The sequence below is a fragment of the Mesorhizobium sp. PL10 genome (assembly GCF_053714315.1).
Genome location: NZ_JBSKBR010000002.1, coordinates 351,019 through 373,602 on the forward strand (window position 1 = coordinate 351,019; position 22,584 = coordinate 373,602).

The 22,584-nt window shown below is 63.6% G+C and carries 22 protein-coding genes; 13 read left to right on the forward strand and 9 right to left on the reverse strand.

Annotation, left to right across the window (positions count from 1 at the left end; genetic code table 11):
• Positions 1–40 precede the first annotated feature (40 nt).
• Together ACWGTO_RS05305 and ACWGTO_RS05310 are read right to left on the reverse strand one after the other, a co-directional pair.
• A complete protein-coding gene (locus ACWGTO_RS05305; RefSeq protein WP_436258883.1) occupies positions 41–517 on the reverse strand; it encodes a peroxiredoxin in 477 nt (158 codons plus the stop codon).
• Between the two features lie 109 nt (positions 518–626).
• Entirely contained in the window at positions 627–1,433 is an 807-nt protein-coding gene (locus tag ACWGTO_RS05310; protein ID WP_454573805.1) for a protein-disulfide reductase DsbD domain-containing protein, read from the reverse strand.
• A 214-nt stretch (positions 1,434–1,647) separates the two neighbouring features.
• On the opposite strand from ACWGTO_RS05310, the gene ACWGTO_RS05315 reads away from it, so the two are divergent.
• Complete coding sequence (locus ACWGTO_RS05315) at positions 1,648–2,256, forward strand: YqgE/AlgH family protein (RefSeq protein WP_454573806.1); 609 nt, start codon at positions 1,648–1,650, stop codon at positions 2,254–2,256.
• 31 nt (positions 2,257–2,287) lie between these two features.
• Here the strand turns inward: ACWGTO_RS05315 and ACWGTO_RS05320 are convergent, their stop codons facing one another.
• Genes ACWGTO_RS05320 through thrC form a run of 4 tightly spaced genes read right to left on the reverse strand, consistent with a single transcriptional unit; the run spans position 2,288 to position 8,504 of the window.
• Positions 2,288–5,176, reverse strand: a complete 2,889-nt coding sequence (locus ACWGTO_RS05320; protein WP_454573807.1) for an EAL domain-containing protein — start codon at positions 5,174–5,176, stop codon at positions 2,288–2,290.
• A 3-nt stretch (positions 5,177–5,179) separates the two neighbouring features.
• Positions 5,180–5,779, reverse strand: coding sequence for a GNAT family N-acetyltransferase (locus ACWGTO_RS05325; RefSeq protein WP_454573808.1), 600 nt, complete (start codon positions 5,777–5,779; stop codon positions 5,180–5,182).
• 20 nt (positions 5,780–5,799) lie between these two features.
• On the reverse strand, positions 5,800–7,092 hold the full coding sequence (locus tag ACWGTO_RS05330) for a M16 family metallopeptidase (protein WP_454573809.1): 1,293 nt from the start codon (positions 7,090–7,092) through the stop codon (positions 5,800–5,802).
• A 14-nt stretch (positions 7,093–7,106) separates the two neighbouring features.
• Complete coding sequence (gene thrC, locus ACWGTO_RS05335) at positions 7,107–8,504, reverse strand: threonine synthase (RefSeq protein ID WP_454573810.1); 1,398 nt, start codon at positions 8,502–8,504, stop codon at positions 7,107–7,109.
• Between the two features lie 122 nt (positions 8,505–8,626).
• On the opposite strand from thrC, the gene ACWGTO_RS05340 reads away from it, so the two are divergent.
• The 7 genes from ACWGTO_RS05340 to ACWGTO_RS05370 all read left to right on the forward strand — a co-directional run bounded on the left by ACWGTO_RS05340 (position 8,627) and on the right by ACWGTO_RS05370 (position 11,918).
• Positions 8,627–9,352, forward strand: a complete 726-nt coding sequence (locus tag ACWGTO_RS05340) for a hypothetical protein (protein ID WP_454573811.1) — start codon at positions 8,627–8,629, stop codon at positions 9,350–9,352.
• Positions 9,353–9,545: 193 nt separating this feature from the next.
• Positions 9,546–9,869 carry an ArsR/SmtB family transcription factor gene (locus ACWGTO_RS05345; RefSeq protein ID WP_454573812.1) on the forward strand — a complete coding sequence of 108 codons (324 nt, stop codon included), beginning with the start codon at positions 9,546–9,548 and terminating at the stop codon, positions 9,867–9,869.
• Positions 9,866–10,291 (forward strand): SRPBCC family protein, encoded by a 426-nt coding sequence (locus ACWGTO_RS05350; protein WP_454573813.1) that lies wholly within the window; start codon positions 9,866–9,868, stop codon positions 10,289–10,291. The genes ACWGTO_RS05345 and ACWGTO_RS05350 overlap by 4 nt, the downstream gene beginning before the upstream one ends.
• A 66-nt stretch (positions 10,292–10,357) precedes the next feature.
• The gene (locus ACWGTO_RS05355; protein WP_454573814.1) at positions 10,358–10,750 is read left to right on the forward strand and encodes a VOC family protein; all 393 of its coding nucleotides are present in this window, start codon (positions 10,358–10,360) and stop codon (positions 10,748–10,750) included.
• Between the two features lie 26 nt (positions 10,751–10,776).
• Positions 10,777–10,998 carry a hypothetical protein gene (locus tag ACWGTO_RS05360; RefSeq protein WP_454573815.1) on the forward strand — a complete coding sequence of 74 codons (222 nt, stop codon included), beginning with the start codon at positions 10,777–10,779 and terminating at the stop codon, positions 10,996–10,998.
• 14 nt (positions 10,999–11,012) lie between these two features.
• Complete coding sequence (locus tag ACWGTO_RS05365) at positions 11,013–11,468, forward strand: DUF1801 domain-containing protein (RefSeq protein ID WP_454573816.1); 456 nt, start codon at positions 11,013–11,015, stop codon at positions 11,466–11,468.
• A 12-nt stretch (positions 11,469–11,480) separates the two neighbouring features.
• Positions 11,481–11,918 carry a DUF1801 domain-containing protein gene (locus ACWGTO_RS05370; RefSeq protein WP_454573817.1) on the forward strand — a complete coding sequence of 146 codons (438 nt, stop codon included), beginning with the start codon at positions 11,481–11,483 and terminating at the stop codon, positions 11,916–11,918.
• Between the two features lie 6 nt (positions 11,919–11,924).
• On the opposite strand, the gene ACWGTO_RS05375 is transcribed toward ACWGTO_RS05370, so the two are convergent.
• Positions 11,925–12,611, reverse strand: coding sequence for an HAD family hydrolase (locus ACWGTO_RS05375; RefSeq protein ID WP_454573818.1), 687 nt, complete (start codon positions 12,609–12,611; stop codon positions 11,925–11,927).
• A 189-nt stretch (positions 12,612–12,800) separates the two neighbouring features.
• Here ACWGTO_RS05375 and ACWGTO_RS05380 point away from each other — a divergent pair, with 189 nt between their 5' ends.
• Entirely contained in the window at positions 12,801–13,934 is a 1,134-nt protein-coding gene (locus ACWGTO_RS05380; protein WP_454573819.1) for a DNA methyltransferase, read from the forward strand.
• Between the two features lie 20 nt (positions 13,935–13,954).
• Here ACWGTO_RS05380 and ACWGTO_RS05385 read toward each other — a convergent pair whose 3' ends face one another.
• Both ACWGTO_RS05385 and mutY read right to left on the reverse strand, forming a co-directional pair.
• The gene (locus tag ACWGTO_RS05385; protein WP_454573820.1) at positions 13,955–14,566 is read right to left on the reverse strand and encodes an HAD family hydrolase; all 612 of its coding nucleotides are present in this window, start codon (positions 14,564–14,566) and stop codon (positions 13,955–13,957) included.
• A 2-nt stretch (positions 14,567–14,568) separates the two neighbouring features.
• Complete coding sequence (mutY, locus tag ACWGTO_RS05390; protein ID WP_454573821.1) at positions 14,569–15,702, reverse strand: A/G-specific adenine glycosylase; 1,134 nt, start codon at positions 15,700–15,702, stop codon at positions 14,569–14,571.
• 65 nt (positions 15,703–15,767) lie between these two features.
• On the opposite strand from mutY, the gene ACWGTO_RS05395 reads away from it, so the two are divergent.
• The 4 genes from ACWGTO_RS05395 (at position 15,768) to ACWGTO_RS05410 (ending at position 21,767) form a co-directional block, all read left to right on the forward strand.
• Positions 15,768–16,274, forward strand: a complete 507-nt coding sequence (locus ACWGTO_RS05395; RefSeq protein WP_454573822.1) for a DUF721 domain-containing protein — start codon at positions 15,768–15,770, stop codon at positions 16,272–16,274.
• 156 nt (positions 16,275–16,430) lie between these two features.
• Positions 16,431–17,162: a DsbA family protein gene (locus ACWGTO_RS05400; protein ID WP_454573823.1), complete on the forward strand. Its 732-nt coding sequence runs from the start codon at positions 16,431–16,433 to the stop codon at positions 17,160–17,162.
• Between the two features lie 66 nt (positions 17,163–17,228).
• Positions 17,229–20,687 (forward strand): chromosome segregation protein SMC, encoded by a 3,459-nt coding sequence (gene smc / locus ACWGTO_RS05405; protein ID WP_454573824.1) that lies wholly within the window; start codon positions 17,229–17,231, stop codon positions 20,685–20,687.
• A gap of 108 nt (positions 20,688–20,795) precedes the next feature.
• Positions 20,796–21,767 (forward strand): NAD-dependent epimerase/dehydratase family protein, encoded by a 972-nt coding sequence (locus ACWGTO_RS05410; protein ID WP_454573825.1) that lies wholly within the window; start codon positions 20,796–20,798, stop codon positions 21,765–21,767.
• Positions 21,768–22,584: the final 817 nt, after the last annotated feature.

The following is a 22,584-nucleotide window of genomic DNA, read 5'->3' on the forward strand; positions in this document are numbered from 1 at the left end:
TCAGGTCATGGCCTCCATGATCCGACGCGGCCACCGCCATTTAGAGCTGGCTCAGAATGTGAGCGGCACCGGATGTGTCTACACCGGGCTTGGTCTCGACATTGAGCGCGGTGACCTTGCCGTTGTCGACGATCATCGAAAAGCGTCTCGCGCGTAGCCCCATATCGTTGCTTACGAAATCGAGGCCGACCGACTTGGCGAAGTCGCCAGTCCCGTCCGCCAGATAGAGGATCTTGCCTTGACCGCCGGTGAAATTCGCCCAGGCTCCCATGACGTGGACGTCGTTGACCGAGACGACGGCGATGGTGTCGACGCCGCGCGCCAGGATGGCGTCGTGGTTCTCGAGATAGCCCGGCAGATGGTTGTTGCTGCAGGTCGGGGTGAAGGCGCCGGGAACGCCGAACAGCACCACCTTCTTGCCCGCAAAAATCTCGGCCGAGGTGATCACCTTGGCGCCGTCGGCGGTCATTTCCTTGAAGGTCGCATCGGGTAGTTTGTCGCCAACGGCAATCGTCATGATGGTCCTCGTGTGAAAGCAGGGAAGGTTTCTTGCGATAGCGAAATCAGGCATCTCCCGCAACCGCCGACAAGGTCTGGATCAAGGGAAAGCCTGGATCGGGTCCGTATCAGGGGAAAGGCAAAACGCCCTCGACCGCGCCTTCCGCACTTGTCAGCGTGTAATACAACCCGCCATCGGTCGGTGTCGTCGACGGCCGGTCGAGGATCGGTATGGTGAACACCAGACGGCCGTCCTTTTCGCTGCGCGCAGGCGCCCCGAACATGTAATCGCGTTCGCCGGCGACGAAGAAATCCGCCGCCTCCGGATCGCCGGGAAAGGTCGCCTCGACGATCAGCGTCTCGTGGTTGCCGGGCAGGACCTTGATGCCGAAATCGGCCTTGGCTGGGGCGGGCAAGGTGGCAAGGGCCGCCTTCACCAGGGCCGCATCCTCGGCATTGTCGGGATCGGCGGCGGGATCGACGCTCAGCCGCGTCTGCACCGGAATGCAGATCGTCTCGCAGATGCCGAGAAAGATGTCGGCATCGATGACGGCCGCATCCCCAGGCGAGGACAGGGTGAACGTCACCGGCAGCGAAACCGAATGGTTGTAGCCGGCCCACTTGCCATAGCCGTCGTCATGACGCTGCGGCGGCGGGAAGGAAAACGCCGCAGCGGTGATGTTGGTGCTGGCCGACACGTCGATCTGCGGTGGCACGCCGGCGTCGCCCGGATCGCGCCAGTAAGTTTTCCAGCCGGGCTTGAGCGCAATGTCGAGCACGCCATGGATGCGCCCGGCGTCGTCGGCCTTGCCTGATGTCACCAGCCGTACCTTGCCGCCTTCGCTGTTGTACCAGTCCGAAGAGGAAGCCGCGGCGGGAAGAGCTGCTCCGCATCCGATGGCGGCGCCGAGCAGCAGGATTTTCAAGCTTTGCATGGCGGTGATTTGATCGTCAGTTCATGGCCGCGCAATGTTTTCATGGCGCTCTGCGTATCATATTTGCGTGACTTTCGGGCGAGGAACAGTCGAGTTCAAGCGATCAGCCGGATTAAGTTGGCAATCGGGAATCCGTTGCTCCAGCTATTGGGCTTTGGGCGAATCGCGCACGGCGCATCTTTTCGGCGTCCCGGAAACGCGTTACGCTCCCTCCATGGACTTGTTGCGCCACAAGAAGACGGCCGGCGGACGCGGCTTTCTTGATGACCAGTTCCTGATTGCCATGCCCGGCATGAAGGACGACCGCTTCACGCGCTCGGTCATCTACATCTGCGCGCACAGCGACGAAGGCGCGATGGGCCTGATCATCAACCAGACGCAGCAGATGCTGTTTCCCGATCTTCTGGTGCAGCTCGGCATCATGAACGAGCAGGAGGCGATCAGGCTGCCGGCGCAGGCCCGCGACTTCGTCGTGCGCAATGGCGGCCCGGTCGATCGCAGCCGCGGTTTCGTCCTGCACTCCGGCGACTACCGGGTGGAATCCTCGCTCACCGTCTCCGATGATATCTGCCTCACCGCGACCGTCGACATCTTGCGCGCCATCTCGTCCGGTCGCGGCCCGCGGCGCGCGCTGATGGCGCTCGGCTATTCCGGCTGGGGCGCCGGCCAGCTGGAAACAGAGATTGCCGAGAATGGCTGGCTGACCTGCCCGGCGACGCCAGAACTTCTGTTCGACACCGACATCGAACGCAAATACGACCGTATCCTGGCCACTATCGGCATCGACCTCGCGCATTTGAGCCTGGCGGCGGGGCACGCCTGACCTATCAGCTGACCCAGAGGCCAAACGGCCTCTAAGCCTGGGTCATCGGGTATTGCTCTTTCAGCGCTTTCAGCACCTGGTCACCCGGCATCGGGGCGCCGAACATGAAGCTCTGCACGTATTCGCAGCCCATCTGGCGCAGTTCCAGCGCATCGCTTTCGTCGGAAATACCCTCGGCCACCACCGACAGGCCGAGCTCATGCGCCATGTTGACCATGGATTTGAGCAGCACCGCACGCTTCGGCGTCGCGTCGTCGACGAAGCTCTTGTCGATCTTGATGGTGTCGAAGGGGAAGCGCGTCAGATAGGCGAGCGACGAGTAGCCGGTGCCGAAATCGTCGAGCGACAGGCCGATGCCGAGCTGCTTCAGCTTGGTCAGCACATGCGAGGTCTGCTCGGGATTGTCCATCACCAGCGATTCGGTGAGTTCGAGCCTGAAGCAGCGCGGCTTCAGATTGGCCCGCGCGATGACCGAGCGGACATCGCTGACCAGGTCGCGGCGGATCAGCTGGCGGCTGGACAGGTTGACCGACACCGATAGCGGCGTGTCGCCGATCTGCTTTTGCCAGCCGGCGAGGTCCTCGGCCGCCTGCTGCATGGCAAACAGGCCGAGCTGTACGATCAGACCGCAGCTTTCGGCGACCGGAATGAAATCGCCCGGCGGGATCATGCCGCGGCGCGGATGGTCCCAGCGCAGCAGCGCCTCGAAGCCGGCAATGCTGCCATCCTCCAGCCGCACGATCGGCTGGTAGGCAAGGGTGAACTCGCGCCGCTCGATGGCGCGGCGCAGATCGGATTCGAATTGCAGACGGTCGGTGCCGACGGTGCGGAACGCCGGCCGGAAAGGCTCGATCCTGTCGCCGCCGAAGCGCTTGGCCTGGTGCATGGCAAGCTCGGCATCCTTGACCATGTCCTCGGCCGAAGTCTGCGCCGAAGTCCAGGTGATCAGGCCGATCGAGGCAGTCAGCACGATCTCGCGCTTGGCGAAGGTGATCGGGTTGTTGATGGCGTGCTTGATGGCGTCCGCCACCGCAGCGATGCGGGCAGGGTCCTGTTCGGACAGCAGCATCAGCGCAAACTGGTCGCCGGCAAAGCGCGACAGCGAATCCTTCGGCTTCAGCAGCCGGTGCAGGCGGCGCGCAATCGTGAGCAGGATGGTGTCGCCGGCCGAGATGCCGAGCCCGTCATTGACCTGCTTGAACCGGTCGATGTCGATGACGAAGACGGTCGGGCGCACCTTTTCTTCGGTGCGCGCGATCGAGATGATGGCTTCCAGCCGGTTCATCAGAAGTTCGCGGTTGGGCAGCCCGGTCAGATTATCGTGAACTGCGTCGTGCAGCAGCCTTTCCTCGGACTTTTTCTGCTCGGTGACGTCAACCATGGTGCCGACGCAGCGAATCACTTCGCCGTCCGAGCCGATCACCGGCCGCGCCCTCAGCAAGAACCAGTGGTAGTGCCCGTCGGCGCCGCGCAGGCGGAAATTCTGCGACACCCGGCCGCGCCGGTGTTCGAGCACCACGTCGAGCGTGGTGCGGAAGGTATCGCGGTCGTCGGCATGCAGCACCGGCAGCCAGTTGCGGGCAGCACCCCCCAGGCTGTTGGGCGCGAGACCAAGCTGAATGCTGACATCGGGCTTGGTGACGACGCGGTCGCGCAGAACGTCCCAGTCCCACACCGTGTCGCCGGAGCCGGCCACCGCCAGCGCCTGGCGCTCGAGATCGGAGAACAGGCCTTGATGCAGAGCGCCGCCGGCAAAGGCATGCTGCATGACGGTGAAGCCGATCAGAAGGATGATCAGGATCAGCCCGCCGCCCAGAGCCGGCTGGGCGATGTCGTTGTCGAGCATGCCGGTGATCGCCATCCACGATCCGCATAGCCAGAGCAGCACCATCACCCAACTGGGCACCAGCATGATAGCTCGATCATAGCCACGGATACCGAGCAGGATGATCAGGCCGAGCCCGGTTAGCGCGGTGGCGGCGAAGGACAGCCGGGCGATGCCGGCAGCGACGGCCGGATCGACGATGGCGACACCCGCGATCAGCACCAGGCCGAGGATCCAGACCACCGCGCCATAGCTGAAATGGCCGTGCCATCGGTTGAGGTTGAGATAGGCGAACAGGAACACCACGAAGGTCGCCGCAAGCGCCACCTCCGTTCCCGCTCGCCACATCTGCTCATTGCCGGGCGATATCTCTATGATCTTGTTCAGAAAGCCGAAATCGACGCAGATATAGGCAAGCACTGCCCAGGCGAGGGCCGCGGTCGCTGGGAACATCGAGGTTCCCTTGACCACGAACAGAATGGTCAGGAACAGCGCCAGCAGGCCGGCAATGCCGATGACGATGCCGCGAAACAGAGTGTAGGAATTGACCGAGTCCTTGTAGGCCTCCGGCTCCCAGAGATAGACCTGGGGCAGCTTGGGCGAGGCGAGTTCGGCGATGAAGGTGATCACCGTTCCCGGGTTCAGCGTCACCCGGAACACATCGGCGTCGGGGCTCGACTGGCGGTCGAGCGCAAAGCCTTCGCTGGGCGTGATCGCGGCGATGCGGGTAGCGCCGAGATCGGGCCAGAAGATGCCAGAATTCACCAGCCGGAAATGCGGCGCCACGATCAGGCGGTCGAGCTGCTGGTCGGTGGTGTTGGCGAGCGCAAACACCGCCCAGTCACCGCTCGAGCGCGCGTTATTGGCCTCGACCTCGATGCGCCGCACGATGCCGTCGGGGCCGGGCGCGGTCGACACCTGGAAGTTTTCGCCCTGGTTGGGGTAGATCGTGACGGCGCGCGACAGGTCGAGCGCGACGTCGTCGCGGGCAATCTTGATCGGTTCGACGGCGAAGGCCGGGAGCGCCGCGCATAGCGTGACGACAGCCGCCAGAACGAAGGCCAACAGCGACCCGTTTCGCAGGAAATTCGTCAAAAATCAGTCCTTCGTTCCAGCGCCGCCCGGCGGATCGTCCGCGATCCGGGCGTAGAGGTAGTGGTCCTGCCAGATGCCATTGATCCTGAGGTAGGATCGCAAAAGTCCTTCGCGCCGGAATCCGGCTTTTTCAAGCACTCGGATCGACCGGGCGTTGTCGGGAATACAGGCAGCTTCGATCCGGTGCAACCTCAGCGTATCGAAGGCGAAGCGGCAGACCACCTTGACCGCGTCGGTCATCAGGCCGCGGCCGCCAAACCTCTCGCCGATCCAGTAGCCGACATGGCCGCTTTGCGAGACGCCGTGGCGGATGTTGCCCAGCGTAATGCCGCCGGCAAGCTTGCCGCTCGCCTTCTCGAAGATGAAGAAGGCGATGGCGGTTCCCTGTGCATAGTCTTCGCGGTAGCGGCCGATGCGCAGCCGCCAGGCGGTGCGGTCGAGTTCGTCGGGCGTCCAGCGCGGCTCCCATGGTTCGAGGAAGCCGCGGCTTTCGCCGCGCAGCGCCGACCATTCGCGATAGTCGTTGGTGTAGGGCACGCGCAGCGTGACCCGGTCGCCCTTCAGTGCCGGCAGGTCACGGCGAAAGAAAGGGAGCGCGAACACGGGGCGCGCCTTGAGGGGACTTAGACGGCGAGCTTGCGGGCCGTGGTGTGCGTGCCCGCAAGCGAATCGAGGATCGCCTCATAGGGCGCGAGCGTACCCACGGGGCCGACGGCGGTCAGCGTCGGCTTGGTCGAAAACAGCCGTGACGACAGGTCGGTCAGCCGCTCGATAGTCAGCGCCGACAGCCGTTCCATCAACTCCTCCTTGGCGATCGGCCGGCCGAACAGAAGCAGCTGCCTGGCGATCTGCGAGGCGCGGCTGGCCGGGCTTTCCGCCGACATGATCAGTCCGGCGCGGTATTGCGCGCGCGCCCGGTCGAGTTCTTCCTGTAGGATGTTTTCGCCGGCCTTCTGCAATTCGTCGATGATGACCGGCACCAGTTCGGCTATGTCGCTCTGCCCGGTCGCGGCATGGACGCCGAAAATGCCGGTGTCGGAAAAGCCCCAATGGAAGGCATAGACGGAGTAGCACAGGCCGCGCTTTTCGCGCACCTCCTGGAACAGGCGCGAAGACATGCCGCCGCCGAGGATCATCGACAGCACCTGCGAGGCGTAGAAATCGCGCACATGATAGGCGCGGCCTTCGAAGCCGAGCACGATCTGCGCATCCATCAGGTCGCGATCCTCACGGAAATCGCCGCCGACATACTGCGCATATTGCGGCATCGTGCTGTCGGCCTTGCTGCGGAAGCCGCCGAGCTGCTTTTCCACCTCGCGCACGAAATTGTCGTGCTTGATGTCGCCCGCGGCCACGATCACCATGCGCTCGGCGCCATATTGGCGTTCGATGAAATCGTGCAGCTGTTTGGAGGTGAAGGATTTGACGGTTTCCGGCGTGCCGAGGATCGAGCGGCCGATCGTCTGGTGGCGGAACGCCGTCTCGGTGAAACGGTCGAAGACGATGTCGTCGGGCGTGTCGTGCGCGGCACCGATCTCCTGCAGGATCACATGCTGCTCGCGCTCCAGCTCCTGCGGGTCGAATTCGGACTCCTGCAGGATGTCGGCAAGGATATCGACGGCCAGCGGCACGTCGTCGGACAGCACCCTGGCATAGTAGGATGTCGTCTCGACGCTGGTGGCGGCGTTGATCTCGCCGCCGACATCCTCGATTTCCGAGGCGATTTCGAAGGCGGTACGCCTTTTCGTGCCCTTGAAGGCCATGTGCTCGAGCAAATGGGCCATTCCGTGCTCTTCGTCACGCTCATTGCGAGCGCCCGACTTGACCCAAGCACCAAGGGCAACGGATTCGAGGCTTGGAAGGGTTTCGGTGGCGACTGTCAGGCCGTTCGACAGACGGCTTACCTCAACACCCATATGGCAATTACTCCCTAACGCGCTGCCCTTGAGTGGCGGCTCACGTAATCTTCCACCATTTTCAGGTCGGATGGAAGTACCGTGTATTTTTCGTCGGCTGACATCAAGGACCCCAGCCATGCAGGCAGGGCCGGCGACACGCCGCAGGCGGCTTCGACAGCCGCCGGGAACTTGGCCGGGTGGGCCGTGCCCAGCACCACCATCGGCACTGCGCCGTCAGCCTTGCCGGCGGCGACATGCACGGCCGCGGCTGTATGCGGGTCGAGCAGGTAATTGCTTGATACCAGCGTCGAGCGGATGGTGGCCGCGACCTCATCCATATCGGCCCGGCCGGCGTCGAATTCGGCGCGCATCCTGGCCATTTCAGCCGTTTCGATGGTGAAGGCGCCGGACTGTTTCAGCCCGGCCATATAGCGCCGCACCGTCTCGGCATTGCGGTCGGAGGCCTCGAACAACAGCCGCTCGAAATTCGACGACACCTGGATGTCCATCGAAGGCGACGTCGTCGCAAACACACCTTTGGTGCGGTATTCGCCGGTCGCGAAAGTGCGCGCCAATATGTCGTTGTCGTTGGTGGCGACGATAAGTCGCTCTATCGGCAGGCCCATCTTCTTTGCGGCATAACCGGCGAAAATGTCGCCGAAATTGCCTGTCGGCACGGTGAAGGAAATGGGCCGGTCGGGTGCGCCCAGCGAAAGCGCCGAGGAGAAATAGTAGACGATCTGGGCCATGATGCGGGCCCAGTTGATCGAATTGACGCCCGACAGCGACACTCCATCGCGGAAGGCATGGTCGTTGAACATATCCTTCAGCAACCCCTGGCAATCGTCGAAATTGCCTTCGATGGCCAGCGCCTGGACGTTGGCGGCGGTCGATGTCGTCATCTGCCGCTGCTGCACCGGCGAGACGCGGCCATGCGGGAACAGCACGAAGATATCGGTGCGGTCGCGGCCGGCAAAGGCGTCGATGGCCGCACCGCCGGTGTCGCCCGAGGTGGCGCCGACGATCGTGGCGCGCTGGCCGCGCTCGGCCAGCACATGGTCCATCAGCCGGGCAAGCAGCTGCATGGCGACGTCCTTGAAAGCCAGCGTCGGACCGTGGAAGAGTTCGAGGATGAAGGTGTTAGGGCCGGTCTGCACCAGCGGGCAGACGGTCTGGTGGCGGAAGGTGGCATAGGCTTCGCGCACCAGGCGTTCGAAAACGGGTGCGGCGATCTCGCCGCCGAGAAACGGCGTCAGCACGCGGATGGCGAGGTCGGCATAGGGCAGGCCGCGCATGGCGCGGATCTCGGCTGCCGAAAACTGCGGCCACTCGCGCGGCACATAGAGCCCGCCGTCACGTGCCAGTCCGGCCAGAACCGCGTCGGAAAATCCAAGCGCGGGCGCTTCCCCGCGAGTACTCACATATTGCATGTCACAGACCCGTTGCCGCTTGGCGTTTCCCACAGAGTGGTTAATTTCTGCGCTGGCTCAGTCGCATTTTTGCCGCGCCATTGCTATAGGTCACCAGCTTTGCGAGAGGGAAGTGCAGTTTCATGGCGTTCTATTCGTTCAACCGTCGCTTTGTCGCGGGTCTGGCGCTCACCGGCTTTATGCTTGCCGCCGCCGGCTGCCAATCGAGCGACAATGGCATCCTCAACCTCGGATTGGGCAAGAAGACCGACCCGAATGCGCCAATACCGCCGCAGGACCCCAAGGTGCTCGCCAGCCAGTTGCAGGCCTACTGCCCGAAAGTGATGGTGCGCGACGGCACCGCCTATTTCAACACCTACGCCAAGGGTGCGCCGCAGTCGAAAAAGAAAAAGGCTGACACCCCGCAGGATGCCGAGGCCGCTGCCGCCGCGCAGACAGCGCCGGATGGCACCATCGTCGACCCGAACAAGGATCCGACCAAGATCATCTACCAGGCCTCGATTAGCGATGTGAGCCGCGATTGCAGCCGTGCCAACGGACAGTTGACGATGAAGGTTGGCGTTGCCGGCAAGATCGTGCCGGGACCGATGTTCACCCCCGGCACAATCACCATGCCGATCCGCATCGCCGTCATGCATGGCACCGACGTGCTTTATTCGCAGATCCACCCCTATCAGATCCAGGTCAGCGATCCCTCGACCGCCGCCCAGTTCGTTTTCACCGATTCCAATGTCGTCGTGCCTGAGCCTTCCGCCAAGGACTACCAGGTCTACGCCGGCTATGACGAGATCGCGCCAGCGGCGGACAAGAAGTCCGGCAAGAAGAAGCGAGCTCCCGCCACGAACTAGGCAGTGCCTGGGCGGCGTCGCTGTTGCGACGGTGGCTGTCAACTCTTTGAAAGATCGACACGATCTGGTCGTGCCCCTGCAGGAATAAGCCTGCAGGCAGGTGGCGTTTGCGCCTTGGATTCCTCTTGGCACTTGACTCATTCATATCTCGGCGGTTATACGTCGATCAATAGCTCGCAGGTTATTGATCCCGATGCCGGACGCCCACGACACTCTGTTCAGAACGCTTGCCGATCCGACCCGGCGGGCCATCTTTGAGCGCCTGTGCCGCCAGGGTGAGCAGACGGTGGGGGCGCTGACGGCGCAGTCCGGGGTCTCGCAGCCGGCGGTGTCGAAGCATCTCGGCGTCCTGAAGCAGGCCGGCCTGGTGCTCGACCGCCACGCCGGACGGCAGACCCATTACAGCGCGCAGCCCGGCGCGCTCGCTCCCCTCAACGACTGGACCAGCGAGATGGCCGGGTTTTGGGAGAGCCGCTTCGATGATCTCGAGCACCTGCTGAAAAGGATGGACCAGTGAGCAAGCCGGAACTGCGCACCGTAGTCGTAGAGCGGGACATATCCTGGCCGGCGGAGAAGATCTGGCGCGCGTTGACGCAGCCGCATCTGATGGAGGAATGGCTCATGAAGAACGATTTCAAGCCCGTCATCGGCCACAGCTTCAATCTTCGCGGCGACTGGGGCGGCGTGCTGGACTGCGAGGTGCTGGCCATCGAGCAAAACAGGACGTTGTCCTACAGCTGGGATTTTGCGCATGAGGATGCGGCCTACAATCTGAAGAGCGTGGTGACGTTCACGCTCACGCCCACCAGCACGGGAACTCATCTGCGCGTCGAGCAGTCGGGCTTCCGTCCCGATCAGAAGCAGGCCTATGGCGGCGCCCGGGCCGGGTGGCAGCAATTCCTCACCAAGCTGGAGCAGGTTCTGGCGAAGCCAGATTGAAGCCTGCCGGCACAATTCAACGCCATGCCCCGATCGCCGGGTCACCGAGCACAAAGGAGAAAATCGATGAAGATCAAGCTGGCCAGCGTCTATGTGGACAACCAGGACAACGCACTGCGCTTCTATACCGACGTGCTGGGCTTTTCCGTGAAGGCCGACTTCAGCAATGGGCCTTTTCGTTGGCTGACGGTAACCTCACCCGATGAGCCCGAGGGAACCGAACTGCAACTCGCGCTCAACGACAATCCGGCCGCCAAAACCTACCAGCAGGCCATCTTCAAACAGGGGCAGCCCGCGATCATGCTGTTCACCGACGACATCAAGGGCGACTACGAGCGCATCAAGGGGCGCGGCGGCGCGTTTGCCATGGCGCCGACCGAAGTGACCGGCTCGACCATTGCCCAGCTCAACGACAACTGCGGCAATCTCATCCAGATCACCCAGCTGGCGCGCTGGTAAGCGCTCGTTTTCAGGTGGAGGTGGCAATGAACTGGAGCAAGTGGATAAGGCAAACCCACCGTTGGCTGTCGATCATCTTTACGGCGACCGTGGCAGCCAATTTCATCACAATGGCATTCGGGCAGCCTCCGGCATGGGTGGTTTATTCGCCGTTGCCGCCGCTCTTCCTGCTGCTGTTCAGCGGGCTCTATATGTTCGTGCTGCCCTATGTCGCCCGACCGCGTGGCGAGCAGCGCGCGCAGGGGTAGGGACGGTGGCCAGGGTGACCAGACAATCGAAGGCGGCAAAGCCGGCTCCAGCCAAGCCAGCGCCAGCCAAGCCGGCGCTGCTTTCAGGCGGCAACCCGCAGATCCCGAAGGCCTCTGGGGATGCGCCCGTGCAGGCCTATATCGCGGCCATGCCGGGCTGGAAAAGCGACGTTGGGCGCCGCCTCGACGCGCTCATCGAGCGTGCCTTCCCCGGCGTCTACAAGGCCGTCAAATGGAACTCGCCGCTCTACGGCATCGAGGGCGGCGGCTGGTTCCTCAGCCTGCATTGCTTCACCAACTACGTCAAAGTCGCCTTCTTCCGCGGCATGTCGCTGGATCCCATTCCTCCCGGCGGGTCGAAACAGAAGGAAGTGCGCTATCTCGACATTCATGAAGGCGAAGAGATCGACGAAGCCAGGTTTGTCAGCTGGGTGAAGCAGGCCAGTAAATTGCCCGGCGAGAAGATGTGAGCGGAGGACACCATGAAGACCAGCGGTGCCAACAAATCGGAGGCAGGACCTTCACCCTCCGAGCGGATAGACGCCAGAATCCGCGAACTGGACGATTGGCGGGGCAAAACGCTCGCCAGCCTGCGCAAGACTATCCTCGACGCGGATCCTGAAATCATCGAGGAGTGGAAGTGGATGGGAAGCCCGGTATGGTCGTGCGACGGCATGATCGCCGTCGGCAACGCCCATAAGGAGAAGGTGAAGCTGACCTTTTCCCACGGCGCCAGCCTGCCGGATCCAGACGGGCTGTTCAACAACGGGCTGAACGGCAAGGTGTGGCGCGCCATCGATGTGTCCGAGGGCGAGGAGATCGATGCGCATGCCCTGAAAGCGCTCGTCCGCGCCGCGATTGCCTATAACAGAGCAAGGAAAAAACCGGCGCGAGCCAGGTCGGCCAAAGCCAAGGACTGAGTTGACTCAGGCGTCCGACCACTCCGACAGAGCGGCAATCACGCTTTTCAGTTCGGCCCAGCGACGGATGACCGTTTCGGCGCCGGCCTCCGTCAGCGCATCGGCATGGCCGGGATAGCTGTGCGCGGCTCCGGTGAAGCCGATCACGCGCATGCCGGCAGCCCTGGCGCCGGCGACGCCATGCACGGAATCTTCGATGACGAAGGTGTTTGCCGGATCGGCATTGAGTTTCTCCGCCGCGACCAGGAACACGTCAGGGGCGGGCTTGGTCTTCTTGCTCGGTATCTCCAGCGCTGAAAAGATCCGGCCGGCGAAGAACGGCAGCAGGCCCACTTTCTCCAGCATGAACTCGATCCGCTCGGAGCGCGAGTTGGAGCAGACGCAGCGCGGCGCCGTCACCGAGGCCACCGCTTCGCGCACGCCGTCGATGGCGCGCACGTCGCTGCGCAATTTGCGGTCGACCAGCTCTTCGGCGCGGTCGATCATCGAGGCCTGGAACGGGATCGCGGATTTCTCCTCGACCCGCATCATGATGTCCTTGAAGGTCAGCCCGGCATAGGTTTCGGCCATCTCCTCGGCCGATATTTCGAAGCCGGCGAGTGTCAGCAATTCGGCCTCGACGCGGGCGGCGATGATTTCGGAATCGACGAGCACGCCGTCGCAATCGAAGATGACAAGATCTGGCTGGGGCATGGCAATCCGGAACAGGGGAAGGAGGGGCAAGCCCGGCAGGGCTTGAGCCGCGCGGCATACACCAACAGGCCGGCTCGCGCAAATGAACGAGGCCGATACCATCGGTCCGGTCCTTCCCTTCACGGAATATTTACGCTGATCGGTAACCATAACGGGGAGTAAACAGTAACGCGTGCCTTGGGTGTAAACATGTCTGCCGTGCGTCTTCTCGACGACCTCTCCCACGCCCCCCAGCAATCCGAATGGCTGGACACGATTCTCAAGGGCGACTGCGTTGCCGCACTTGACCGGCTGCCGGAAAAGTCCATCGACGTCATCTTCGCCGATCCGCCCTACAATCTGCAGCTCGATGGCGACCTGCACCGGCCCGACCAGTCCAAGGTCGATGCCGTCGACGACGACTGGGACCAGTTCGAGAGCTTCGAGGCCTACGACGCCTTTACCCGCGCCTGGCTTTTGGCGGCGCGCCGCGTTCTGAAGCCCAATGGCACCATCTGGGTTATCGGCTCCTACCACAACATCTTCCGGGTCGGCGCCAAGATGCAGGATCTCGGCTTCTGGATCCTCAACGATGTCGTCTGGCGCAAGACCAATCCGATGCCGAACTTCCGTGGCCGCCGCTTCCAGAACGCGCATGAGACCATGATCTGGGCCTCGCGCGACCAGAAGGGCAAGGGCTATACCTTCAACTACGAAGCGATGAAGGCGTCGAACGACGACATCCAGATGCGTTCCGACTGGCTGTTTCCGATCTGCACCGGCGGCGAGCGGCTGAAGAACGACAATGGCGACAAGCTGCATCCGACGCAGAAGCCGGAAGCGCTGCTTGCCCGCATCATGATGGCCTCGACCAAGCCGGGCGACATCGTGCTCGACCCGTTCTTCGGTTCCGGCACCACCGGTGCCGTCGCCAAGCGGCTCGGCCGCCATTTTGTCGGCATCGAGCGCGAGCAGGCCTATATCGACGCCGCCAATGAGCGCATCGACGCCGTGCGGCCGCTGGAAGGCGCTGATTTGACCGTGCTCACCGGCAAGCGCGCGGAGCCGCGCGTCGCCTTTGTCAGCCTCATCGACACCGGGCTGATGACCCCAGGCGCCACGCTTTACGACTCAAAGAAGCGCTGGGCGGCCAAGGTGCGCGCCGACGGCACGGTGGCGATCGGCGACAGCGCGGGTTCCATCCACAAGATCGGCGCCGAGGTGCAGGGGCTGGACGCCTGCAATGGCTGGACCTTCTGGCACTATGAGCGCAGCGGCGGCCTGACCCCGATCGACGAACTGCGCCGCATCGCCCGCCTCGGCATGGAGCGGGCAGGGGCCTGATCGGCCGCTTCCCGATTGTCTCAGACTGCGATCCCAAAACGCTCAAGGTCCGCCTTGAGCGTTTTTGCATCCGTGAACAGCACTGCCTGCCAGCCGGCTGCCTTGGCGCCATCGACATTCCTGGGGCTGTCGTCGATGAACAGCGTCGCGGATGGATCGAGGCCGAACGCGGCGACGTGATGGTCGTAGATGGCACGGTCGGGCTTGATCTCATGGATATCGGCCGAGACGGTGACGCCGCGCGGGCGACTGAGAAAGTCGAAACGCTGCCGGGCCTCGGCTAGCGTGTCGCCGGCGAAATTGGTCAGCATGGTCACGTCGTGGCCGCTTTCGATCAGGCCGAGCATGATGGCAACGCTGTCCTCATAGGCATGCGGCACCATCTCGTGCCAGTAGCGGCGGAAATTGCGAATGTTTTCAGCGTGATCGGGGTGCTCGGCGATCAGCAGCGCTTCCGCCTCTTCCCACGTCCGGCCACGGTCCTGCTCGATGTTCCAGTCATGCGTGCAGACATTGTCGAAGAACCACTTGCGCTCCTCGGCATCCGGGATCAGGCGGCTGAACGGAATGTTCGGATCGTAGTGGATCAGCACGCGGCCGATGTCGAACACGATGTGGCGGATTTCAGTCATTTCTATCCTTTCGAGGCGAGCTTCTTTTTGGTCGCTCCCGGTATCGCCGCTTCGATGACCTTTTTCATGACAGTCGGCAACGCTTCCCCGGAAATGTCATGGGCCAGCGACCAGAAATACCCATCAGGAGCATCACTTCCGATGTGAGCGTGAAAGACTTCGAGTTCGAGCGCGAAATGGGTGAAGACATGCGCGATCTCACCGGCACGCCGCCAGTCGGCGGGGAAGGGCGCCGCGTCCGCAGTCGTCGCGCCGTCGATCCGTGCGGTCCAGCCGGTGGTCGGCACTTCGGTCATGCCGCCGAGCAGGCCTTTGTCCGGCCGTTTGCGCAACATGATGGCGCCGTCGCTGCGCTCGGCAACGAAGGCAGCGCCGCGCCTCAGCGGCTTGTCGGCCTTCGGCAAGCGCACCGGAAAGCGCTCGGGATCGCCGGACAGGATGGCGCTGCAATCTTCGCGCAACGGACACAGCATGCACCGCGGCCGCTTTGGCGTGCAGATCGTGGCGCCGAGGTCCATCATCGCCTGGGCGAAGTCGCCCGGCCTTGTCCGCGGCACGAGCCTTTCGACCAGCGCGCGGATTTCGGGTTTTGCCTCGCTGAGCGGCGCAGCGATCGAATAGAGTCGCGATATGACGCGTTCGACATTGCCGTCGACGACCGCCGCCGGGCGGTCGAAGGCGATTGCCGCGATCGCCGCCGCCGTATAGGCGCCGATCCCCGGCAATTCCCTCAATCCCGTTTCGTTATCCGGAAATCGCCCACCTTGCCCCGCGACGAGATCGGCGCAGGCCTTGAGGTTGCGCGCCCGCGAGTAATAGCCGAGCCCGGCCCAGGCCTTCATGACATCCTCGGTCGGTGCCGCGGCAAGCGCTTCCACATTGGGCCAGCTCTCGACGAAAGCGCGAAAATACGATTTTACCGCTTCGACCGTGGTCTGCTGCAGCATCACTTCCGACAGCCAGATGCGGTAGGGATCCGGCAGCGCGCCGCCCACAGCCGCGCGCGGCGTGATCCGCCATGGCAGTTCGCGGTGGTGCGCGTCGTACCAGCCGAGCAGGCGGAGAGCGATGTCTCCGGACGCGGCTTTGCTGCTGTCCTGGGATGCGGCCTTGCGGGTCTGTTCGTGCAGTGCCATTGATCGCGGGCTGGCTCTTGGTTGGTAAGGTCTGGGCTGGTGAGGAGCGTGGCTGGAGAACGTACATGGCAGGGAGAACGCCCTACGGCAATCCCGTTCCGGTGAGCGATCTCGCGACCCAGATTCTCGATCCCGTGCTGCGCAAGCGGGCGGGCATTTCGATCGGCCTGGTGCAGTCGTGGGAAGAGATCGCCGGCCCCAGGCTCGCCGGCCATTCGCGCCCGGAAAAAATCCAGTGGCCGCGCCGCATGCATGAGGACGACCCGTTCGAGCCGGCGACGCTGGTCATCGCCTGCGAAGGCATGGCCGCGCTTCATCTGCAGCACGAGACCGGCGAAATCATCAACCGGGTCAACGCCTTCCTGGGCTTCAACGCAATCGGCCGCATCAGGATCGTGCAGAAGCCGGTGCTGTCAGAGAAGGCTCGGCCCAAACCGGCTCCCAGGCCGTTGACGCCTGTCGAGAAGGCCAAATTGTCCGATACGGTCGGCAAGATCGAGGATGACGGCTTGCGCGCTTCGCTGGAGCGGCTGGGCGCCACTATTCTTGGCGAGCGCAAGCGGCCACGATAATCGGCCGGTCATGAACCCGTCACCAATCTCGCGCATTCGTGATGATGCATGTAGAGTTAGCCGATTGGAATGGGGACGGCGATGCCTTAATTCCCGCCAACTCTCGCCTTTTCTAGCCTTTGCATTGCAAAATCCAACCATAGTCAGGTGATTCGCATGAACCGTAGCTTGTCCCGCAGAAACCTCCTGTCGTCGCTGGCAGCCATTCCGGCAGTGGCACTGCTCGCCGCATGCAGCGATTCCGACGAGGACGCCAAGGCTGCGGACGTAAAGCCCGCGGCGCCGGCCGCCCCTGCATCGACGCCTGCCACGCCTGCCGCGGCAAAGGTGCCGGAATCGAGTGGCGACGTCGACATGGCTCAGCTGCTGAAGCCCGGCGCTCTGCCCGACAAGCAGCTCGGCAAGGACGACGCCAAGGTCACCATCGTCGAATATGCCTCGATGACTTGCCCGCATTGCGCGCATTTCGCCGCAACCACCTTCCCTGAGTTGAAGACCAAATACATCGACACCGGCAAGGCCCGCTACATCCTGCGCGAATTCCCGTTCGATCCGAGCGCCGAGGCCGGTTTCATGCTGGCGCGCTGCTCAAAGGACAATTATTTCCCGATGGTCGACGTGCTGTTCAAGCAGCAGCCCAACTGGGTCGGCGTCAACAACACCAAGGACGCCCTGCTGCAGATCTCCAAACTCGCCGGTTTTACACAGGAGTCCTTCGAGGCCTGCTTGACGGACCAGAAACTTCTGGACGATGTGAGATCGGTCCAGAAGCGCGGCGCCGATGAATTCAAGGTCGACTCGACGCCGACCTTCTTCATCAACGGAAAGACCTACAAAGGTGCGATGTCGATTGAGGAAATATCGGCCATCATCGACCCTCTGCTCTGACGTCCAGACGGCGGAGCGACTGCGCTTCGGCGTCTGCGCATCTCTGTGTCTTCCAGGCAGGCGCGAATGAAGTTTTCGCGCCTTCGCCTCCTCGGCTTCAAGTCCTTCGTCGAACCCGGCGAGTTCGTCATCGAACGCGGCCTGACCGGTATTGTCGGGCCGAATGGCTGCGGCAAGTCGAACCTTGTCGAGGCGATGCGCTGGGTGATGGGCGAAAGCTCGTACAAGAACATGCGCGCGTCCGGCATGGACGACGTGATCTTTTCCGGCTCGGGAACGCGCCCGGCCCGCAACACCGCCGAAGTCACGCTGTTCCTCGACAATAGCGACCGCACCGCGCCCGCCGCTTTCAACGACGCCGATGAACTGCAGGTATCGCGCCGCATCGAGCGCGAGGCAGGTTCGCTTTACCGCATCAACGGCAAGGAAGCCCGCGCCAAGGACGTGCAGCTTCTGTTCGCCGACCAGTCGACCGGCGCCCGCTCGCCCTCGATGGTCGGCCAGGGCCGCATCGGCGAATTGATCCAGGCCAAGCCGCAGGCGCGCCGCGCGCTGCTCGAAGAAGCGGCCGGCATTTCTGGCCTGCACACGCGCCGGCATGAGGCCGAGCTTCGGCTGAAGGCGGCCGAACAGAACCTTGAACGGCTGGACGACGTCGTCGGCGAGCTGGAGAGCCAGATCGAAAGCCTGAAGCGCCAGGCGCGCCAGGCCTCCCGCTTCAAGAACCTGTCGGCCGATATCCGCAAGGCGGAAGCCACGCTTTTGCATTTGCGCTGGACACTGGCCAAGACCCAGGAGGGCGAGGCGCGCTCGGCACTCGCCATTGCCACTGCTCTGGTCGGCGACCGCGCCGCTGCGCAGATGGCTGCCGCCCGCGAGCAAGGCATCGCCGCCCACCGGCTGCCCGACCTGCGCGACGCTGAAGCCGCTGCCGCCGCCGCCTTCCAGCGCCTGTCGATCGCCAAGGCGCAGATCGAGGAGGAGGCCGGCCGCATCCGCGCCCGCCAGGCCGAGCTCGAGCGCCGGCTGCAGCAACTGGATGGCGACATCGCCCGCGAGGAGCGCATGGTGCGCGATAATGCGGACATTCTCGAGCGCCTGCGCGAGGAAGAAGCCACGCTCAATTCCGAAAATGCCGGCGCCGCCGAACGTGAGGCCACCACGCGGGCCGCTTTCGAGCAGGCCGGCGCGACGCTCGCCCAAAGTGAAGCAAAACTCGCTGCGCTGACCGCCGAACGGGCCGAAGCCGCCGCCTCGCGAAACCAGATCGAGCGTACGCTGCGCGAAACCGCCGAACGCCGCGACCGTTTTGGCCGCCAGCTGGCCGACGTCGACCGCGAACTGTCCGAGATCATCTCCAAAGTCGCCGGCTTGCCCGATCCCGCCGAGAAGCGTGCGCTGGTCGAGGACGCGCTTGCCCGGCTGGAGGAAACCGAGGCCGGCGCCGTTGCTGCCGAACAGGCGGTCGCCGAGGCGCGCGAGACTGAGAGTGCCGCCCGTCCGCCGCTGCAGGACGCCAAGGCGGAACTCGCCGGTATCGAGACCGAAGCCCGCACGCTTGCCAAGATCCTGAACGCCGCCAGTGGCGATCTTTTCCCATCCGTGCTCGAACAGCTCAGCGTCGAGCGCGGCTATGAAACGGCCCTGGGTGCTGCCCTTGGCGAAGACCTCGACTTCCCGCTCGACCGCAGCGCGCCGGTGCATTGGGGCGAAAGCCAGGTCCAGCCGGGCGATGCGGCTCTGCCGGAGGGCATCAAGAGCCTTGCCAGCGTGGTCAGCGCGCCATCGCAGCTTGCCCGCCGGCTGGCGCAGATCGGCATCGTCGATGCTGCTGACGGCCGCCGGCTGCAGGCACTGCTTGCGCCCGGCCAGCGGCTGGTCAGTCGCGACGGCGCGCTATGGCGCTGGGACGGGCTCACCGCCAGCGCCGATGCGCCGACCGCTGCCGCGCAGCGGCTGGCGCAGAAGAACCGGTTGGCCGAGCTCGACGCCGAAGCGGTGCAGGCGACGCAGGTCGTGCGCGAGGCCGAAGCCGCCCTTGCCCAGGCCGAACAGGCGCTGCGCCAGGCAAGCGAAGCTGAACGCAATGCTCGCCAGGCCGGGCGCGATGCCCAGCACGGGCTGGACGCCGCCCGCAACGCTTTGGCCGAGGCCGAAAAGGCCGGCGGCGAGCTGGCGAGCCGCCGTGCCGCTTTGGACGAGGCGCGGGCGCGCATCGTCGACAGCCATGAAGAGACGGCCGCTGCCTTTGCCGAAGCCGAAATGCTGCTGCAGGACGCGCCCGATCTCGGCGACTTGCAGTTGCAGCTCGAACAATCCGCCGCCAATGTCGGCAGGGACCGCGCGACCCTTGCCGACGCGCGCGCCGTCCATGAGGGTTTGAGGCGCGAGGCCGAGGCGCGCACGCGCCGGCTCGACGCCATCGGCGCCGAGCGCAGCAGCTGGCTGCAGCGGGCCGAAAACGCCTCCACCCAGATCGCCTCGCTCGGCGAGCGCAGGGCCGAAGCCGAGGCCGAGCGCGAAACGCTGGCCGACGCGCCCGACGAGATCGACGCCAGGCGCCGCGCGCTGCTGTCGCAGCTGACCGAGGCCGAAACCTTGCGCAAGGCGGCGGCCGACCGTTTGCAGGAGGCCGAAAACAAGCAGGCCGAGCTGGACAAGGCCGCCACCGCGGCGATCCAGTCGCTGGCCGATGCCCGCGAAACCCGCGTCCGCGCCGAGGAGCGGCTGACCGCGGCCGACGAACGCCGGCTCGAGGTCGAGGCCCGCATCCAGGAAACGCTGAACACGCCGCCGCATCTGGTCATTCGCCATACCGGGCTGGAGGTCGACAGTCCGATGCCGGAAATGGCCGACATCGAGCGCCAGCTCGACCGACTGAAGGTCGAGCGTGAGCGGCTCGGCGCCGTCAATTTGCGCGCCGAGGAAGAGCAGAAGGAATTGTCCGACCGGCTGGAGACCATCGTTTCCGAGCGCGAGGACATTATCGAGGCGATCCGCAAGCTCAGGCAAGCCATCCAGAGCCTGAACCGCGAGGGCCGCGAGCGTCTGCTCGCCGCCTTCGACGTCGTCAACGGCCATTTCCAGCGGCTGTTCTCGCATCTGTTCGGCGGCGGCACGGCTGAACTGCAGCTGATCGAATCCGACGACCCGCTCGAAGCCGGCCTCGAAATCCTGGCGCGCCCGCCCGGCAAGAAGCCGCAGACGATGACGCTTCTCTCGGGCGGCGAGCAGGCGCTGACGGCGATGTCGCTGATCTTTGCCGTGTTCCTGACCAACCCGGCGCCGATCTGCGTGCTCGACGAAGTCGACGCGCCGCTCGACGATCACAATGTCGAGCGTTTCTGCAACCTGATGGATGAGATGGCCGCCACCACCGAGACGCGCTTCGTCATCATCACCCACAACCCGATCACCATGGCGCGCATGAACCGGCTGTTCGGCGTAACCATGGCCGAGCAGGGCGTCAGCCAGCTGGTATCGGTCGATCTGCAGGCCGCCGAGGCGATGCGCGAGGCGAGCTGACGCGTCAGCTTGGCCAATGGCCTCAATCTCGGCTTTCGACTATAGCACCAATGGAATGCAGCCAATCGCCTCTGATGGCTGGCTTGGTCATGTGCCTGGAGAACGTTGTTGCCTGTACTCGTCACCGGAGCCGCGGGGTTCATCGGAAGCCATGTCTGCCATCATTTGCTGAACCGCGGCGAAGCCGTCGTCGGCGTCGACAACATGAACGACTATTACGACCTGGCGCTCAAAGAGGGCCGGCTCGCGCGTCTCAAGCCACACAAGGGTTTTTCCTTTCACCAGCTCGACATCGCTGAGCAGGGCGCGCTCGCCGATGCGCTCGCCGGGCAAGGCATCGTCAAGGTCGTGCATCTGGCAGCGCAGGCGGGCGTACGCCATTCGCTGGACAATCCTAGGCTCTATGTCCGCTCCAACGTCGTCGGCCACCTCGAAGTGCTCGAATTCTGCCGCGCGGCAGTCGGCTTCGAGCATCTGGTCTATGCCTCGTCGAGCTCGGTCTATGGCGGCAACCGCAAGGTACCATTTGCGGAAACCGACCAGGTCGACAGGCCGGTGTCGCTCTACGCCGCCACCAAGAAGGCCGACGAGCTGATGAGCCATACCTACGCTCATCTCTTCGGCCTGCCGCAGACCGGGCTGCGTTTCTTCACCGTCTACGGTCCCTGGGGCCGGCCCGACATGGCCTACTGGCTGTTCACCCAGGCGATGCTGGAGGGCAGACCGATCCGCGTCTTCAACGATGGCGAGATGTGGCGCGATTTCACCTATATAGACGACGTCGTACGCGCCATTGTCGCCGTGCTCGACAAGCCGCCGGTCGAGGCGCCGCCGTGCCGGATCTACAATGTCGGCAACAACCGCCCGGAGCGCCTCGACGATTTCATCGCCACGCTGGAGCGCCTGCTCGGCGTCAAAGCCATCCGCAACAACGAGCCGATGCAGACCAGCGATGTCGAGCAGACCTATGCCGACATGACGGCGCTGGAGCGCGATTTCGGCTTTCGCCCCAGCATTTCGATCGAGGACGGCCTGAAGAAATTCGTCGATTGGTACCGCTCGGAATGGCTGGCGAAATAGGTCATGAGATGATCGCCAGCGCCTCAGCATTCCAGAACCAGGCGATGCCAAACCGCACTGGACACATTGGAACAAACCGCGACGCGACCTGGAAAACGCAATAACAGGAAGAACCCGTTGAGCGGTCATCGGCGATGCGGAAAGCGCGCCGACAAGTTGCTCCGGCAATCTCAAAAAAATCTTGCGGCCCGCTCTTGCCGAAGCGAGGCAATGGCGGCGCAACTACCATCCCCGAGCCTGCCTTGGCGTAGGGAAGGGGAACTCACGCTATGGGACTACCTGGCGGTGGCCTCATAGCGTGCTGCATCACTTCAGGCCCAGTGATGCGATGTCGGAGCGCCCCAAGAAATTCGCCAACCGATGCCCGTCGCAATGGACGATGCCCGTCGCAATGGATGGCGAAATCAGTCAAGCTTGGCCGCACCGCTCGCGCCTTTGGCCGCAAGACGAACTGACGGCCGGATTATCATGTCGGGTCAACGCGCAACTCCGGTTGCTGAAATAGGACGCACGGCGCCCTCAACTCATTCTCCCAAAAAAAGTTGAGCAAGCGAGTTTGTGTCTGTCCCAATTCGGCAGACACGACGTCTATCGGAGGCCAAAGAAGCTCAGTATCGCAATCACGATGACGACTGCTCCGACGAGCCAGATTATGTTGTTCACGATATCTCTCCCGAAATTGTGTTGCTGAGAGTGAACTCATCAGAGCCTACTAATGTTCCCGCGTTCTTCTGCGTTAAAACAAAATGCCGCCACCCCTTCGTCGAACTGCGGACCAAGGTCGGAACAGGATATGACTGAAGTCCTGGGGTCACAG